Annotated in this window: 17 protein-coding genes and 1 pseudogene; 10 read left to right on the plus strand and 8 right to left on the minus strand. The window is 60.2% G+C overall.

The window, feature by feature from the left end:
• Both HHJ19_RS10165 and HHJ19_RS10170 read left to right on the plus strand, forming a co-directional pair.
• On the plus strand, positions 1–191 hold a 191-nt coding region (locus tag HHJ19_RS10165; protein WP_296906752.1), incomplete at its 5' end, for a hypothetical protein.
• Between the two features lie 157 nt (positions 192–348).
• Positions 349–867 carry a GNAT family N-acetyltransferase gene (locus HHJ19_RS10170; RefSeq protein ID WP_296906755.1) on the plus strand — a complete coding sequence of 173 codons (519 nt, stop codon included), beginning with the start codon at positions 349–351 and terminating at the stop codon, positions 865–867.
• A gap of 221 nt (positions 868–1,088) precedes the next feature.
• Here the strand turns inward: HHJ19_RS10170 and HHJ19_RS10175 are convergent, their stop codons facing one another.
• The 3 genes from HHJ19_RS10175 to HHJ19_RS10185 all read right to left on the minus strand — a co-directional run bounded on the left by HHJ19_RS10175 (position 1,089) and on the right by HHJ19_RS10185 (position 3,393).
• A complete protein-coding gene (locus HHJ19_RS10175; protein ID WP_296906757.1) occupies positions 1,089–2,372 on the minus strand; it encodes an arsenic transporter in 1,284 nt (427 codons plus the stop codon).
• Positions 2,373–2,410: 38 nt separating this feature from the next.
• Positions 2,411–2,911, minus strand: coding sequence for an arsenate reductase ArsC (locus HHJ19_RS10180; protein ID WP_296906759.1), 501 nt, complete (start codon positions 2,909–2,911; stop codon positions 2,411–2,413).
• Between the two features lie 119 nt (positions 2,912–3,030).
• Positions 3,031–3,393 (minus strand): metalloregulator ArsR/SmtB family transcription factor, encoded by a 363-nt coding sequence (locus HHJ19_RS10185; RefSeq protein WP_296906761.1) that lies wholly within the window; start codon positions 3,391–3,393, stop codon positions 3,031–3,033.
• Positions 3,394–3,484: 91 nt separating this feature from the next.
• Here HHJ19_RS10185 and arsC point away from each other — a divergent pair, with 91 nt between their 5' ends.
• A complete protein-coding gene (arsC, locus tag HHJ19_RS10190; protein WP_296906763.1) occupies positions 3,485–3,916 on the plus strand; it encodes an arsenate reductase (glutaredoxin) in 432 nt (143 codons plus the stop codon).
• Positions 3,903–4,634, plus strand: coding sequence for an arsenical resistance protein ArsH (gene arsH / locus HHJ19_RS10195; RefSeq protein ID WP_296906766.1), 732 nt, complete (start codon positions 3,903–3,905; stop codon positions 4,632–4,634). The genes arsC and arsH overlap by 14 nt, the downstream gene beginning before the upstream one ends.
• Before the next feature lie 80 nt (positions 4,635–4,714).
• On the opposite strand, the gene HHJ19_RS10200 is transcribed toward arsH, so the two are convergent.
• From HHJ19_RS10200 to HHJ19_RS10210, 3 genes are all read right to left on the minus strand, one after another.
• A complete protein-coding gene (locus HHJ19_RS10200; RefSeq protein ID WP_296906769.1) occupies positions 4,715–5,113 on the minus strand; it encodes a glyoxalase/bleomycin resistance/dioxygenase family protein in 399 nt (132 codons plus the stop codon).
• A 66-nt stretch (positions 5,114–5,179) separates the two neighbouring features.
• Positions 5,180–7,135 (minus strand): arsenical pump-driving ATPase, encoded by a 1,956-nt coding sequence (arsA, locus tag HHJ19_RS10205; RefSeq protein ID WP_296906771.1) that lies wholly within the window; start codon positions 7,133–7,135, stop codon positions 5,180–5,182.
• 143 nt (positions 7,136–7,278) lie between these two features.
• Positions 7,279–7,440, minus strand: a complete 162-nt coding sequence (locus HHJ19_RS10210) for a hypothetical protein (RefSeq protein ID WP_296906772.1) — start codon at positions 7,438–7,440, stop codon at positions 7,279–7,281.
• Between the two features lie 301 nt (positions 7,441–7,741).
• Here HHJ19_RS10210 and HHJ19_RS10215 point away from each other — a divergent pair, with 301 nt between their 5' ends.
• The 6 genes and pseudogenes from HHJ19_RS10215 to HHJ19_RS10240 all read left to right on the plus strand — a co-directional run bounded on the left by HHJ19_RS10215 (position 7,742) and on the right by HHJ19_RS10240 (position 13,594).
• Entirely contained in the window at positions 7,742–8,023 is a 282-nt protein-coding gene (locus HHJ19_RS10215; RefSeq protein ID WP_296906775.1) for a hypothetical protein, read from the plus strand.
• Between the two features lie 98 nt (positions 8,024–8,121).
• Positions 8,122–8,982: a GNAT family N-acyltransferase gene (locus tag HHJ19_RS10220; protein WP_296906777.1), complete on the plus strand. Its 861-nt coding sequence runs from the start codon at positions 8,122–8,124 to the stop codon at positions 8,980–8,982.
• Positions 8,982–9,878: a UDP-2,3-diacylglucosamine diphosphatase gene (locus HHJ19_RS10225; RefSeq protein WP_296906794.1), complete on the plus strand. Its 897-nt coding sequence runs from the start codon at positions 8,982–8,984 to the stop codon at positions 9,876–9,878. The genes HHJ19_RS10220 and HHJ19_RS10225 overlap by 1 nt, the downstream gene beginning before the upstream one ends.
• Positions 9,875–10,894 (plus strand): annotated as a pseudogene (locus HHJ19_RS10230) (glycosyltransferase family 1 protein); the annotation flags it as partial. The gene HHJ19_RS10225 and the pseudogene HHJ19_RS10230, both read left to right, overlap by 4 nt.
• A 150-nt stretch (positions 10,895–11,044) precedes the next feature.
• A complete protein-coding gene (gene ppk1, locus HHJ19_RS10235; RefSeq protein ID WP_296906781.1) occupies positions 11,045–13,117 on the plus strand; it encodes a polyphosphate kinase 1 in 2,073 nt (690 codons plus the stop codon).
• A 3-nt stretch (positions 13,118–13,120) separates the two neighbouring features.
• Positions 13,121–13,594 carry a histidine phosphatase family protein gene (locus tag HHJ19_RS10240; protein WP_296906784.1) on the plus strand — a complete coding sequence of 158 codons (474 nt, stop codon included), beginning with the start codon at positions 13,121–13,123 and terminating at the stop codon, positions 13,592–13,594.
• A 25-nt stretch (positions 13,595–13,619) separates the two neighbouring features.
• On the opposite strand, the gene HHJ19_RS10245 is transcribed toward HHJ19_RS10240, so the two are convergent.
• Both HHJ19_RS10245 and ppx read right to left on the minus strand, forming a co-directional pair.
• Positions 13,620–14,183: a hypothetical protein gene (locus HHJ19_RS10245; protein WP_296906787.1), complete on the minus strand. Its 564-nt coding sequence runs from the start codon at positions 14,181–14,183 to the stop codon at positions 13,620–13,622.
• On the minus strand, positions 14,180–15,679 hold the full coding sequence (gene ppx, locus HHJ19_RS10250) for an exopolyphosphatase (protein WP_296906791.1): 1,500 nt from the start codon (positions 15,677–15,679) through the stop codon (positions 14,180–14,182). The genes HHJ19_RS10245 and ppx overlap by 4 nt, the downstream gene beginning before the upstream one ends.
• Positions 15,680–15,955: the final 276 nt, after the last annotated feature.

The raw sequence follows: 15,955 nt of genomic DNA on the forward strand, positions 1-15,955 counted from the left end.
TGAGTCCATCTGCTGTCCTTTTTTTTATGGGCTTAGCGGCTAATTTGGCGCTGGATTTACATCGTGCATGCAGGGGGTATGAGGTCACTTTCATGACACGTCTGGCAGTCGGCTTTCATCCTTGCTTCGCCGCTTCGCAATTATCACTGCAACACTTTGTGGCAGGTGTAGGACTCGAAAGACGGACGTAAAACTTCGGTAAAGGACGCGCGTCCGCGCGCCAGCCACCGGGCGCGCAGCTGGATCATTCGACGGCGCAAGTAGCTTCCATCGCCTCCATCGCCTCGATCGTCTCCATCGCCTTTAAACTCAAGTGATCCATTTCCGCCTGAAAGCGACCGCGTGACCGTGACCAACTCTGCTTCCTCATCTCCTCCCCGTCCCGCCTTTCATGTTGTTCGTGCTGACTACACCAATCCAGTGCATGCCTGCGCCGTCGTGCTGCTGCTTGATGCCTACGCACAGGACCCCGCCGGTGGTGGCGAGGCGCTGGGCGATTTCGCAAAAAACAACCTTGTCAGGGAGCTGGCCGCGAGGCCGCAGGCTTTCAGCGTGCTGGCGTATGCCGGTGAGCAGCCGGTCGGCCTGGTCAACTGTATTGAAGGTTTTTCGACTTTTGCCTGCCGTCCGTTGGTCAATATTCACGACGTGGCGGTGCTGCCCGGTTACCGTGGGCAACGCGTGGGCGAGCTGATGCTGGTGTTGGTGGACCAGATTTCGCGTGAGCGCGGCGCCTGCAAGCTGACGCTGGAGGTGCTGCAGGGCAACGCCAGCGCCATCAGGCTGTACGAGCGCCTGGGTTTTGCCGGTTATCAATTGGACCCGGGCATGGGCCAGGCCCAGTTTTTCCAGAAATGGCTGGATTAACGCGCTGATGGTCGAGCGCGTGTCGATTGAGCCGATGTCTCGGGCAACTGTCTGAGACGGCGCTTTGGACCGCTCCTGAAGCAGCGCGGCGCCGCAAAACGCCGCAGGCTTAGGCCGGTGTCGGGGCCATACCTGGGCTGAAAACCGAGGAGTCGGCGCCCGGTATCATTCGCCGGCGATCAACAAGCCGCCACGCGCCCTGTAGCCGGTCACGCCAACAGTTATGCGCCGAGGCGAATCGCCAGGGCAGCCAGCGTCACCAGCAGCACCGGGAGAGTCAGCACGATGCCGACCCTGAAGTAGTAGCCCCAGGTGATGGTCATCCCCTTGCCCGACAGGACGTGCAGCCAGAGCAGGGTCGCCAGGCTGCCAATCGGCGTAATCTTGGGCCCCAGGTCACAACCAATCACGTTGGCGTAAATCATCGCCTCTTTCACGGCACCGGTGGCGTTGCTGGCGTCAATGGCAAGGGCGCCCACCAGTACCGCCGGCATGTTGTTCATAACCGACGACAGCAGCGCCGTGAGCATGCCAGTGCCAAGCGCCGCGCCCCAGACGCCGCCCTGCGCAAACAGGTTCAACAGCGAAGCGATTGTGGTCGTGAGGCCGGCATTGCGCAGGCCATAAACCACAAGGTACATGCCGAGTGAAAAAATGACAATCTGCCAGGGTGCACCGCGCAGCACCCTGCGGGTAGAGATTGCCTTGCCCCGGCCAGCCACTGCCAGCAGGACCAGTGCGCCGGCTGCGGCCACCACGCTGACCGGCACGCCCAGCGGCTCAAGTGCGAAAAAGCCGATCAGCAGCAGAGCCAGCACGATCCAGCCGGCCTTGAAAGTGGCCGCGTCGCGGATCGCAGCTTGAGGGGCTTTCAGCTGCGACAGCTGGTAGCGCTGCGGAATGCTGCGCCGAAAGTAAAGCAGCAGCACGCCCAGACTGGCCGCGATGGCGGCCAGATCGACCCAGACCATGACCGACGCATAGCGATTGAAGCCGATGTTGAAAAAGTCGCTTGAGACAATGTTGACCAGGTTCGACACCACCAGCGGAAGACTGGCCGTGTCTGCAATGAATCCGGCCGCCATAACGAAAGCCAGCGTCGCCGCGGCACTGAAACCGAGCGCCAGCAGCATGGCCATCACGATGGGCGTCAGGATCAGCGCTGCGCCGTCATTGGCAAACAGGGCTGACACCGCAGCGCCGAGCAGCACGATCAGCGCAAACAACAGGCGACCGCGGCCGCCGCCCCAGCGCGCCACGTGCAGCGCGGCCCACTCAAAAAAGCCGGCTTCGTCAAGCAGCAGGCTGATGATGATGACGGCGATGAAGGTGGCGGTGGCGTTCCACACGATGTGCCAGACCGTCGCGATGTCAGCCACCTGGACGGCACCCGTCAGCAGCGCAAGGGCCGCCCCCAGTGAAGCGCTCCAGCCGATCCCGAGGCCGCGCGGCTGCCAGATGACCAGAATCAGGGTGAACACAAAAATAAGCAGGGCAGTGAGCATGTCGGTCAGGCGCTTTAGGAAGGGGTGCCGGGGCGGACTTAGGACCTGGCCAGCTCGCGCGCGCTGGTTTGCAGCGCCAGTTTGTCAAGGTGATGGGGCGGCAGGTTGACCAGCAGGTCAATGCGGTGGCGGATCGCCTGCAGGGTCTTGCGGAAGCCTTCGAGCTTTTGTTCTTCGCTGCCTTCGTCCTCGGACGGGTCAGCGTAGCCCCAGTGCGCCGTCGCAGGATGGCCGGACCAGAAGGGGCAGACTTCGCCGGCCGCGTTGTCGCATACGGTGATGACTAGGTTCATTTGCGGCGCGCTGGCGGCACCCAATTCGTCCCAGCTTTTGCTGTGCACGCCATCTGTTGCGATGCCCGCGGCGCCCAGTACCTGCAGCGCCAATGGATTGGGCTGCTGATTGTCACGGGGACTGCTTCCGGCAGAAAAAGCCATGAAGCGCGCCTTGCAGATATGGTTCAGGACCGCTTCAACCAGAATGCTTCGAGCCGAGTTGTGGGTGCATAAAAACCGGACGTTGACAGGACGATCGGACATGGCGGTTCTCGGTGCGCAGGTTGAAAAGAGGTTTGCTATTAAGTTGATAGCTGCTTATGCCGATAGAAACTGGACGAGAGGCCGAATTTATCTAATTTATCGAATTTATGTCTGAATCCTCAGCAATCCAGGCAGCTGGCGGCGCTGCGGGCCTCGCACGCCTGGCCTTCGCAGCAATATTCAGTGAGATAGGACAGCAAGCTGTTCATCTGACCGAAATGGGCGCGGTAGATCAGGTTGCGACCGCGCGCTTCGGTGTTGACCAGACCGGCGTGCGCCAGTTCCTTGAGGTGGAAAGACAGCGCGCTGGGCGAAACGCCGAGTTGTTCAGCCATGGTGCCGGGTGTCAGCCCGCTCGGTCCGGCCACCACCAATGCGCGAAAGGCACGCAGGCGTTGCGCCTGGGCTAACGCCGCCAGAGCCTTGACGGCGGAGGCTTCCTCCATCGAGGATTGGCGGCTGCTGGCTGACATTGTTTTCATAGTTCAAATATAATTGAATTATTGAATGGAAACAAGTTGCGGACAATGAATGCACTATTTTTCTGGTTTTTTTTAAAGGGATCAACCTCGCATGTCCGGCATTACCATTTATCACAACCCCCGCTGCGGTACCTCGCGCAACACGCTGGCCCTGATCCGCAACACCGGGGTCGAGCCCGAGATTGTCGACTATTTACTCGCGCCGCCAACGCGCGAAACCCTTTTGGCGCTGGCCGCGCAGATGGCTACACCCGTGCGGCACCTGCTCCGCGTCAAGGAAAAGTTGTATGGGGAGCTCCAGCTCGCCAACCCCGCGCTTGACGATGACGCGCTGATTGACGCGATGCTGGCCCATCCCATCCTGATAAACCGGCCGATTGTGGTGACGCCGCTCGGCACGCGCCTGTGCCGACCGTCGGAAGCTGTGCTGGACATTCTGCTGTTGCCGCAACGCGCTGCCTTTGCCAAGGAAGATGGCGAGCCAGTCGTCGACGACCGGGGGGAACGCCTTGCCGGCTGTTGATTCCGTGGCCGCGGGCCTTCCCAACATCGACCCGGCGCTGTTTGTCGTGCCGACGGCTGCTCGGCTGCAAACGCCGGTCCCCAGTACCCACGCACCGCGTATTCTGCTGCTGCATGGTTCGGTGCGCGAACGCTCGTACAGCCGCCTGGCCAGCGAAGAAGCCGCCCGCCTGCTGCAGGCGATGGGCGCCGAGACCCGGACCTTTGACCCGCGCGGCCTGCCCTTGCCCGACGACGCTCCGGACACGCACCCCAAAGTGCAGCAATTGCGGCAGCTGGCGCAGTGGGCCGAAGGCATGGTCTGGACCTCGCCCGAACGCCACGGCGGCATGACCGGAATCATGAAAGCGCAGATCGACTGGATTCCGCTGGCAGACGGCGCGCTGCGGCCTACCCAGGGCAAGACGCTGGCCGTCATGCAGGTCTCGGGCGGTTCGCAGTCCTTCAATGCCGTCAACCAGCTGCGGATGCTGGGCCGCTGGATGCGCATGCTGACCATTCCCAACCAGTCATCGGTCGCCAAGGCCTTTTTGGAGTTTGACGAGGCCGGACGCATGAAACCATCGGCTTATTACGACCGGATCGCGGACGTCATGGAAGAGCTGGTGAAGTTCACGCTACTGACGCGCGATGTCTCGCCTTATCTGGTCGACCGTTACAGCGAGCGCAAGGAGAATACCGAGGCGTTGTTTCGGCGGGTCAATCAGAAATCGATCTGACCGCTCGCACCGACCCCCAGACACTGGCGGCCTGGCCTTGCCGGTGAGCGGATGCCTGCAATGAGAAACAGGGGAGTGGTTCAGGAGGCGGTTCCAGCCACCAGACAGGTCGGCTCCTGGTGATGGGGCATCGCCGCCAATTCGTCAGGCGCCAGACGGGCGTAGACCTCAATGCCATACCCGGGCGGATCGCGAAGCCACAACTCGTGCAGCGGTGTGCCTCGCCAGGTCGTTCTGGGTGGTGTGAAAATTTCCACACCAAGCGCCTTTGCCCGGAAGTAGCCATCTGTAACGGCTGCTTTGTCCTGAACGCCAAGGCCGATGTGATACAGGCTGTAGGTATCGAGTGGCTTGCCGCTGTCATTGACCAGCAGGACCAGATTCAGGTGCAGCGCCGGAACGACAAAGGTCGAGAAACGATCTGTCCTGTTTGGGCTCCGCGCCCAGGAGCCGGGTGTAGAACGCGGTGCTCTCGTCAAGGCTCGAAACGCGAAAGCTGAGGTGAAATTCTGCAGGTGAAACAATCATCGACCTCGGTTCGCCTTTCACTTTCGATTCACAAGCCGGGACAACTCGACAAACCCGATGGGAGGGCGGGTCAACCACGGCACAATGAAGATGCGTTTGGCCAGTCCAACCGACATACGTTGCATCTGCTTGCGTTCACCGGCAAGGCGCGCAGCCAGCAACGGGTCATGCGTGCCCGCGGCCAGAACGCTCTTGTTCAGCACCCACGCATAGGGCTCGATGCTGGCGCGGCGCAGGTCATCTTGCAAAGCAGCGGCTTGGGAAACCGGGGTCACTTCCGGCAGGGCGACCAAAATGATCTTGGTGTAGTCTGGATCTTGCAGCCTCATCAAAGGCGTGACGACGCGCCCGGCGCCGTGACCTTCAAACTCACGCATCATTTGCCGGTGGTAGGCGCCAGTGGCATCCATCAGCAGCAGCGAATGACCTGTCGGTGCCGTGTCCAGCACCACAAAGGCGCTGCGCCCCTCGCTGACAATCCGCGAGAAGGCGTGAAAGACGGCGACTTCTTCAGTGCAAGGCGAGCGCAGGTCTTCCAGCAGCAGGGCTTGCTCCTGCGCATCGAGGCCCGGTGATTTGGCTGCCATGATCTTGTCGATGTAACGCTGCGTTTCGACTTTGGGGTCGATCCGGTCCACGCGCAAACCGGGAACTTCGCCATCGAGCGTTCCTGCAAGGTGAGCGGCCGGATCGGTGGTGCTCAGGTGCACGGTCTTTCCGCGCTGTAGAAGTCCCAAGGCAAGGGCGGCAGCGACTGTCGTTTTGCCGACGCCTCCCTTGCCCATGACCATGATCAGCCCGTGGCCGGTCGCGGCGAGTTCATCGGCCAGCGCGTCCAGGCCCTCGAACTGCCAGATGGGTTCGGCGGCCACGGCCTGGCCAGGCGTGATGCGGTCGCTACCCGGGACAAGCAGCGCTCGCAAGGCGGGCAAGCCGATCGTGTCAAACGCCCTCAGTGGTATCCGGTCCTGCGGCAAGGCAGCCAGGGACGGGGGCATTTCCGCCAGCGCCTGCTGCCCCACGGCCTCGATGGCGCCGGCTACAGTGTCCGAGGGCTCACTGGCGTGGAATACCCCATTGATCACAAGGCGCTGGTTGTTCAGGCCCAGCGTGTGCAATTCTTCCGAGGTGCGCGCCGCCTCGGCAATCGCTCCCTTGTCTGGTCGGGTCACCAAAATCACCGTGGTCCTGACGGGGTCGCTCAGGGCTTCAAGCGCGGCCTTGAAGCGCGTCTCCTGCATCTTGAGGCCGGAGTGCGGCCCAAGGCAGGAAGCGCCACGATCGTTGTCGTCCAGAAACCCGCTCCATGCCTTGGGCAGGCTGAGCAGGCGCAAGGTGTGCCCGGTGGGGGCCGTGTCAAAAATGATGTGATCGAAGTGTTCGGCATCCTCAGACAGAAGGGAAGCAAATTCGTCGAACGAAGCAATTTCCGTGGTGCAGGCCCCAGACAGTTGTTCGCGCACGGTGGAGATCTCGGCCTCACTGGCCCCTGCATCCATCTTTGCCAGCACACGCTGCCGATAGGATTCAGCCGCGGTGTCGGGGTCGATGTTCAATACCGACAACCGTGGTGCGCCGGGCACCGGCGTGGGAACATTGCGAAGCTCAATCCCCAGCATTTCATCGAGGTTTGACGCTGCGTCGGTGCTGACCAGCAAAACCTTCTCGCCCGCGTCCGCCAGGGTCAGCGCTGTGGCGGTGGATAGCGAAGTTTTGCCAACCCCGCCTTTGCCAGTAAAGAACAGGTGTCGTGTGGGGTTGTCCAGAAAACCGGAAGGCCTGGGCACCAGACCGCTTTGCAATTTTTCGTGCGAGGGAAGGTCGCCGCTGAGCGCGATGCTGCCGTCAAGGATAAGGGCAGGGGTCGAGGAGATTCCAAGGCCACCGATCCCATCCGGGTTGTCAACCTTAACAGCGGAGGCGATGGCGCTGCGGCACTTGCTGCATCCGGATTCCGGAACTTCGATTTTCATCTTGGATACCTCCTGGACTCAAACTTCTTGGACACCGCAACAACTGCAACAACCGCAAGGCCTTGAGCTTGACCAGCGCAGTCGCGCCTTCATGAATCAGCGCGGCTATTTCCTGCTGGCCCAGCCGGTCAGCGTGGCAGGAATCAACAGGACCCGTAACCCGAATGCCGCCCAGACGTCTTGCCAGACGATTGTGCGCTGCGCCGGCTCAAGGGCATGGAGAAAGTCAGCCTGGGCAGGTCATCGGCAATCAGCGCCACACCGGTTCCGGCGCTCCCTGGTGATGCAATGGTGATGCGGGCCACGGCGGGGGCATCGTTCGCGCCGTCCCTTGTTGACGACCCCTCTGCTGGAGCTTAAAGAGGCAGCGCTTGCGCTGTTTGATCCATGTCAAGCATTGGGTGGCTGGAAACGCCGGCTTGCAATGTCTGCCAATGCTCTGCGCTGCAGACTGTGCGGTAGATCACCCCATCGTCATCGGACCCGATTGCCCTGCTCCCTGACGGGCGAGCCACTGTAGCGGGCGCACGAGCCGGCCGGCGCGCTGTCACGCAACTGCCATTGAACTGACATGGCCGCGTCATTCCCGGCTTTCAGAATCGTCCCATGAACTACACGACGGAGTACGCAATGGGAATTGATCCGAGCCGGACCAGTGAGTCGAAAAAATGCGTTGGTCAAGCCGTTGGCGCCATTCATCATGAGCTTGACAAACAGAGTCTGCGTATTCTGCGCTGCACCGCGCAAGCTATGGCCAGCAGCCCGGGAGGCTTGCGTTTTCAGGCAGGAACCCGGCCCTGGCTGGAGGGGCTAGCGAACGAACGGAAAACCTCAAGCCTGATCAATGGCCGACGCCTGAGCGTCGATGCGCAGCCCATCGCCGACTGAGAGAAAGAAGTCCTTCCAGCCCCCTCGCCGGGGCTTTTTTACGGCCCGTCCGCATGACAGTGAAGAGTTTGAGACCACCAGGAAACAAGGAGTTAGTCATGAAAGAGCTGCCCAATCCCACCTTTGCATTGTCGCCCGTCGCGATGCCACGGGGGTCACTTCATCAAAGCTGTCATGCTGTCATTTCAGCCCCGCTCGCCTCTGCTGCGCGGTTTCCAGTGGGGAAAATTTCGGTTGGCTGGGCCCGTCATCAAGACGAAGTCAGGCAGGCGCAGCGACTGAGGTATCGGGTGTTCGCTCTGGAAATGGGCGCGACGCTGCCAAGAACCCTGCCCGGTCACGATATCGACCTGTTTGACGATTTCTGCGAGCATCTGCTGGTGCGCGACGCGGCCAGCCAGGAGGTGATCGGCACTTACCGGGTGCTGACCCCGACCCAGGCCAGACGCGCGGGCAGTACTTACAGCGACACCGAGTTTGACCTGAGCCGGCTGAACGGCTTGCGCGATCGCATGGTGGAGCTGGGTCGCAGCTGCGTGCATGCAGAACACCGGCACGGCGGTGTGATTCTGGCGCTATGGGGTGCGCTGGCTGAATTCATGGCGAGAAACCAACTCGACACCATGATTGGCTGCGCCAGCATTCCGATGCAGCACAACGGGGTGCTTGGCGGACACGCTGCAGCGAGCATCTGGCGCCAGGTGAGACAAACTCATCTGGCGGCGATTGAATTTCGCGTCACGCCCCGCCTGGCCTTGCCGGTGGAGCAACTCGACGATTCACTGGAACTGGAGCCGCCCGCGCTCATCAAGGGCTACCTGCGCCTTGGGGCCAAGGTCCTTGGCGCACCCGCCTGGGATCCGGATTTCAACTCGGCCGACTTGCCGATGATGATGCGCATCGCCGATTTGCCTGCTCGTTATTTGAAGCATTTTTCGGCCAATCCGGCACAGGGATGATGCGCAAGCTGTTTGGCGCCGTGGGCCCAACCGCTTACGGCTTTGTGACTGCCCTGCAGAACCATGAGAGTCACGGCGGCGCGCGCGAGGATTGTGAAGAGGATGGGGATTTCTCGCGCATGCGTTATCGCACGATTTTCATCTCCGATTTACATCTGGGCACGCCCGGTTGCCAGGCAACGGCGCTGCTCGATTTTCTCAAGGCGCATCCCAGCGAGCAGCTGTATCTGGTGGGCGACATCGTTGATGGCTGGCAACTGCGCCGCAGATGGTACTGGCCGCAGTCGCACAACGACGTGGTGCAAAAACTGCTCCGGCGGGCGCGCAGAGGTTGCCGCGTGGTTTACGTTCCCGGCAACCATGATGAATTTGCCCGCCAGTTCATCGGCAATCAGTTTGGCGGCATCGAAGTCACCGAAGAAGCGGTTCACATTACCGCCGACGGCCGGCAGCTCTGGATTGTTCATGGCGACTATTTCGACGCGGTCGTGCAATGCGCCCGATGGCTGGCCTACGTCGGTGACAACCTTTATGAGTTCACGCTCCGGCTCAACCGCCATCTCAACCGTCTGCGCGCCCGCTTGGGGCTGCCTTACTGGTCGCTTTCAAGCTACCTCAAGCAAAAGGTCAAGAGTGCGCTCAATTACGTCACCGATTTTGAAGTGGCAGTCGCCAATGAAGCGCGCCGTCGTGGCCACCAGGGCGTGGTCTGCGGCCATATTCACCGGGCCGAAATGCGCGACATTGATGGAATCCTGTACTGCAACGACGGTGACTGGGTCGAAAGCCGTACTGCACTGGTCGAGCACTTTGACGGCACGCTCGAACTGGTGTACTGGGCCCCTGCCCACGAAACACGCGGCCACGGCCACCCCGCCGGGGCTGTAACGGCATGAAAATCGCGTTGATTACCGATGCCTGGCAGCCCCAGGTCAATGGCGTTGTCACCACCCTGGTCGAACTGGTGCGAGAACTCGAGCAAGTGGGCCATCAGCTTGAGGTGATTCATCCAGGTCACTTCGCGACCCGGCCGTGTCCGGGCTATGCCGGCATTGACCTGGCAGTTCGCCCCAAGGCGGGACTGGCGGCAAGGCTGGAGGCGTTTCAGCCGGACGCCATTCACATTGCGACCGAAGGCCCGATCGGCTGGGCGGCCCGAAGCTACTGCCTGGAGCACGATTTGCGCTTTACGACGGCATTTCACACCAAGTTCCCGGAAATCCTCCATGCTGCGCTCAAAATTCCCTTGTCATGGAGCTACGCCTTGTTTCGCCATTTTCATAAACCGTCTTCGGGCGTGATGGTGCCCACCCTTGGCGTGCTGCGCATGCTTGAGCAGCGGGGTTTTCGCAATCTTCGCAGCTGGACTCACGGCGTGGACACGCAGTTGTTTTCGTACAAGCCGCAGCCGCGTTTGTATCCGGCATTGGGAACACTGGCGCGCCCGGTCTCACTGTTTGTGGGTCGCGTGTCGTACGAGAAAAATATCGATGCTTTTTTGCGACTGGACATTCCCGGTACAAAAATTGTTTGTGGGGTCGGGCCGCTCGAAGCCTCGCTCAAACAGCGTTATCCGATGGTGCGCTGGATGGGCGTACTGTCCAGAACCGAGCTGGCCGGTGTTTATGCGGCGGCTGATGTTTTCGTGTTTCCAAGCAAGTCCGAAACTTTTGGTTTGGTGATGCTAGAAGCGATGGCTTGTGGCACGCCGGTGGCGGCCTATCCGGTCGATGGTCCTCTGGAAGTGATGGGGAAGCCCGACGGAAGCTGCCACGGCGGCGTCATGGACGTTGATTTGCAGCAGGCGTATTACGGCGCGCTGGCGCTGCCGCGCCGCGAAGCTCGTCTGCGCGCGCTGGATTTCAGCTGGCTACAAGCCGCGCAATTATTCGAAAGTCACCTCGTCACTTCCTGAAAAATGACTACTTGTAAACCAGGCCTGACGGGCGCAACATCCCCAACAAGCACTGTCACGCGATTGTCATAAAACAGGTGAATACTTGTTTTTATAATCATGGATGACGGAACCCCAGTTTTGTTGACGCCTTCACCGCCCGGACCCATGTCCAATGCTACGCCGCAGCTCAGGTTTCTTGACCGTGACAGCAGCATTCTCGCTTTCAATGAGCGGGTGCTCGATTGGGCCAGGCGCGTCGATGTGCCCTTGCTGGAGCGGCTACGCTTCTTGTGCATCGTGTCCTCCAATCTGGATGAATTTTTCGAGGTCCGGGCAGCGTCCCACTTGACGGCCGCTCAAGGCAAAGAGCAAAAGGGCAGCTACACGGCCCAGTCTTTCACCGCGCTTTCTGCGGTTGCACATGATTTGGTGGCACGCCAGTATGTGCTTTACAACGACCAGCTGTTGCCTGCTTTTGAGCAACAAGGCATACGCATCGTCTCCCATGGCGAGCGCAACGCCGCGCAGCGGCGCTGGGTCAAGGCATATTTTGAAAAGGCGGTGCGCCCGCTGCTGATTCCTGTCGGACTTGACCCCTCCCACCCATTTCCGCAGGTGGCCAATAAATCCCTGAACTTCATCGTCCGGTTGGGCGGGTGCGACGCATTTGGGCGCGAGAATGAAATAGCCATCGTGAAGGTGCCGCGTGTTTTGCCGCGCTTGATTCACATGCCGAACCATGGCGAAGAAAAAGGCAGACTGTTTTTGTCGCTGTCAAGCGTCATCCGGGCGCACCTTAGCGAGCTTTTTGCGGGACGCAAGGTGGGGGAGTTTTCCCAGTTTCGCGTCACGCGTCATTCTGATCTGGAGGTCGATGAAGACGATGTGAAAAACCTGCGTACCGCCTTGCGCCTGGGCCTGGAGCAGCGCAACTATGGTCAGGCCGTGCGCCTGGAGGTGTCCGCAGGCTGTTCTGACTACCTTTCCAGCTTTTTACTCACTCAGTTCAACCTTCCTGAGCTTGCGCTGTACCGGGTGCCAGGTCCGGTCAACCTGGGTCGCTTGACGCAGCTGGTGGACCTGGTCAATGACCCCAAGCTGCTCTTTCCGCGCTACAAGGCCTGTTACCCCGCGCAACTTCAATTAGGCCAGTCCTTTTTTGAGCGTCTCAAGAAGGGCGACGTCTCCATTCACCAGCCGTTTGAGAGCTTTGACGGTGTGCTGGCCTTTTTGCGTGAAGCCGTCAACGATCCGCAGGTGCTCGCCATCCGGCAAACCATTTACCGCACCGGCACAGATTCCGAATTGATGCTGCTGTTGCGCGAGGCGGTCCGGCGCGGCAAGGAGGTAACCGTCGTGGTCGAGCTCAAGGCGCGGTTTGATGAAGAGGCAAATATCAATTGGGCCGAAATGCTGGAGTCGATCGGTGCCCAGGTGGTGTACGGTGTGATGGGCCTGAAGACCCACGCCAAAATGCTGCTGGTGATCCGGCGCGAGGGTCGGCGGCTGGTTCGCTACGCCCATCTGTCTACCGGCAATTACAACCCGGGCACTGCCCGCATGGATACCGACGTGAGCTACCTGACGGCTGACCCTCTGCTGACCGCTGATGTTGACCATGTTTTTGTGCACCTGGCCAGTCATAGCCGCCTGCCAAAACTGCACCGCGTTCTGATGGCACCGTTTCAGTTGCAACGCAAGCTGCTGGAAAAAATTGACTTGCTCGCCGAAGGAGCGCTGCTCGGAAAAGAGACGCGAATTGTCATCAAGACCAATGCACTGACCGATGAGGACTTGATGCTGGCATTGGTCAGAGCGGGGCAGTGCGGTGTGAAAATCGACATGATTGTGCGGGGCGCGTGCATGTTGCCAGCTCAGGTTCCCGGCGTGACGGACAACATTCGGGTGCGCTCGGTAATTGGTCGTTTTCTGGAACACTCGCGGGTGTTTTATTTCCGCTGTGCCGACGAGGAAACACTCTACCTGTCCAGCGCCGACTGGATGAACCGCAACATGCTGCGGCGGGTCGAACTGGCCTGGCCTGTGACCGATCCGGTAATACGGCAGCGCATCATTGATGAATGTCTGGTCGCTTATCTCCACGATGGTCGGGATGCGTGGGACTTGCAGCCCGACGGAACCTATTTGCAGGTGAATCCAGCCGATCCCGCGCAGCGCCACAGTGCACAAGCGGCGCTGATGGACCGCTATTCGGCATCCAGAGCGCGAGGAATCTGAACCATGGACCTGATTTTGTGGCGCCACGCGGAGGCAGAAGAGGGGGACGGCAATGATCTGTTGGGAGCCGGTGATCTGGCGCGTGCGCTGACACAGCGAGGCGAAAAACAAGCAGCGCGCATGGCACTCTGGCTGGACCGTCAGTTACCTGAAAGTGCGCGTATCCTGGCGAGTCCGGCACGGCGCTGCGAGCAGACGGCACTGGCGCTCGGGCGCAAATTTAAAATCCGCGATGAGCTTGCACCCGGTGCCTTGCCTGCGAAACTGCTGGAGCTGGTGCAATGGCCCGTGAGCAAATTCCCAATTCTGGTGATTGGGCATCAACCCACTTTGGGGCAAACCATTGCGCAGTTGCTGGGTTTGCAGGACAGCGACTGCGCGCTCAAGAAAGGTGCGCTGTGGTGGCTCCGCTCGCGGGAGCGTGACGGCCAAAACCAGACCGTCGTGGTCACCGTGCAGTCACCGGAGCTACTCTAAGCATCAAGCAGCTCAGCAGTGGCATTTATTTCTGGAGTGCTGGACGACCGGTCTTGATGGCGGGAACCTCTTTCAGGGCCGCCAGGTACGCGGCATCAGGCAAAGAGGCCAGCATTTTGATGCCAGCACGCAACAGCTCGCTCTTTTTGACCGGTCGGGTCAGTTTGGCCGCACGCTGCTTAAGTTCTTCCAACACCAGGTATTCAGCCTTTGGAATGGTGAAGCTGTCCCGGATCAGTTTGGTTTTTTTGGCTTTTGTGGGCGCAGCGGGCTTTTCAGGCTTTGAGGGCGCGAGCGCCCTGGAAAGAGGCAACCTGACCGCCACTTTTCCCGTTAAGGTTTTCTTCACTGCAGTTTTCCTGACCACCGCTTTTTTAGCTGCCGCCTTTGTCGCTGGCAGTTTGCCGACCGGCATTCTGGCCGGAGCTGCTGGCGCTGGCGACGCTGTTGGAGCCTGGCTTGTTGCCGGGGCTGGCGACGGGACGGATTGGCTTATTGTTCTCGAAGTGGTCATGACTCTATTTTTTTTGGTTAAACGATATAAATAGTTTATACGATTTAAAAAATGATAAAAATCGACTGCATTCACAAGCCCGAGACGATTAGCGTCCAGGACGTTTTTTGCCAGGCGAGTATTTCCTCCTGAAGCAAATGGGCCGATTGAGGAAACGCCTTTGACCAGCCAGGCCGGCAAGTCAATACAAAACGCCGCCCGGGCTCGTCGACGGCTTCAAGCTGCAACCCTTTTAGGTCAGGGTCGCGCCGGGCGTGGCACAAAATAACGGCCAGACGCAGGCAAAACAGCTGCTGGACGAACACCCGGTCCTCAAAATCGGCATCCAGCTTGCGCAACTTGCCACGGTGGCCGAGCACCAGCAGGCTCAGGCGATGCAGCTCGTGAAGGGCAAAGCCAGGCGCGTCGGCATTGTCCAGAATGTAGGCGCCGTGCTTGTGGTAGTCACTGTGCGAGATCTGGCTGCCGATTTCATGGAGTTGCGCCGCCCACGCGAGCTTGCGCAAAGAGCTCTCCGATTCAGCCTCGGGCAGGCCGGCGCGGGCCATCAGGAAAAGGTGGCGCGCCACTTTGCCGAGCCGTTCAGCCTGCGCGACATCGATATTGAAGTGATGGGCAAGGCGTTGTACGCTGGTAGAGCGCAGATCTGTCAGGTCGTCGTCCCGGTCCACCAGGTCGTAGAGCACGCCGTGGCGCAACGCGCCCTGCGCTGCTTCCATCTGCTCAATGCCCAGAAGGTCAAACACGGCCCTGAGCACACTCACGCCACCACCAATGACGGCGCGTCTATCCTCTTTCATGCCCTCAATTTTCAGGCGCTCCGCGCTTTGTGCCTTGAGCAGTCGGTCCAGCAGCCAGTCCAGGCCTTCACGCGTGACCACGCCGGGGGGCCAGCCAGCGGCTGTCAGCACTTCGTTGACGGCGCCTATCGTGCCTGAAGAGCCGTAGGCTACATCCCAGGTGCCGGAGCGATAGGTGTTGACGGCTTCGTCCAGCACTGCCTTGGCGGCTATTTCGGCGATCTCAAAAGCGCGCGGGTTGAATTGCCCATCCGGAAAGTACCTCATCGACCAGGCCACGCTGCCGACGCGATAAGACTCCATGGTGCGAGCTTCTAGGCTTTGGCCCAGAACCAGCTCGGTGGAACGGCCGCCGATATCGACGACCAGGCGTCGCTGGTCAGACTGTGGCAGCAGATGGGACACGCCCTGGTAAATCAGCCGGGCTTCCTCTCGGCCTGAAATGACGTCGATCGGAAAACCGATGATTTTCTGGGCGCGCGAGAGAAATTCCTCGCGGTTTCGTGCTTCGCGCAGGGTTTGCGTGGCGACCGCGCGGATCTGCGTCTTTTCGAAACCCGCGAGTCGCTCGCCGAAGCGGGCCAGGCAGTCCCAGCCGCGCTGCATGGCGGCAAGTGAAAGGTTGCGGTCGGCGTCAAGTCCGTTGCCCTGACGGACAGTTTCCTTGAGGTATTCGATTCGGTGGATACGGCCGTGGTCAAAGCGGCCAATTTCGAGGCGAAAGCTGTTGGAACCCAAGTCCACAGCCGCCAGAAGCATTCCGTTTTGCATGTCTGAGTTTCTTTTTGGAGACCCAGCATAGCATCCGCGCGCGACCCGCATCCGCATCCGCATGGGAACGCTCAATAAGGCCTTAAAGACCGCATGAGCCGGCTCTCAGCCAATCAGCCGGCCATCCAGCGTCATCATGCTTTGCGTGACATAGGTGCTGCTTCTTCGCTGGGTGTTGAAGCTGATGCGAAAGCCTCCGACATCCCGGCTGGCACGCCGCTGAAACGCGGCCAAGGCAGTTTGGCGTGTCAGCACCCCCTCTACTTCGTTGAGAAC

Source organism: Polaromonas sp., from assembly GCF_012927415.1.
In the GTDB taxonomy this organism is placed as follows: domain Bacteria; phylum Pseudomonadota; class Gammaproteobacteria; order Burkholderiales; family Burkholderiaceae_C; genus Polaromonas.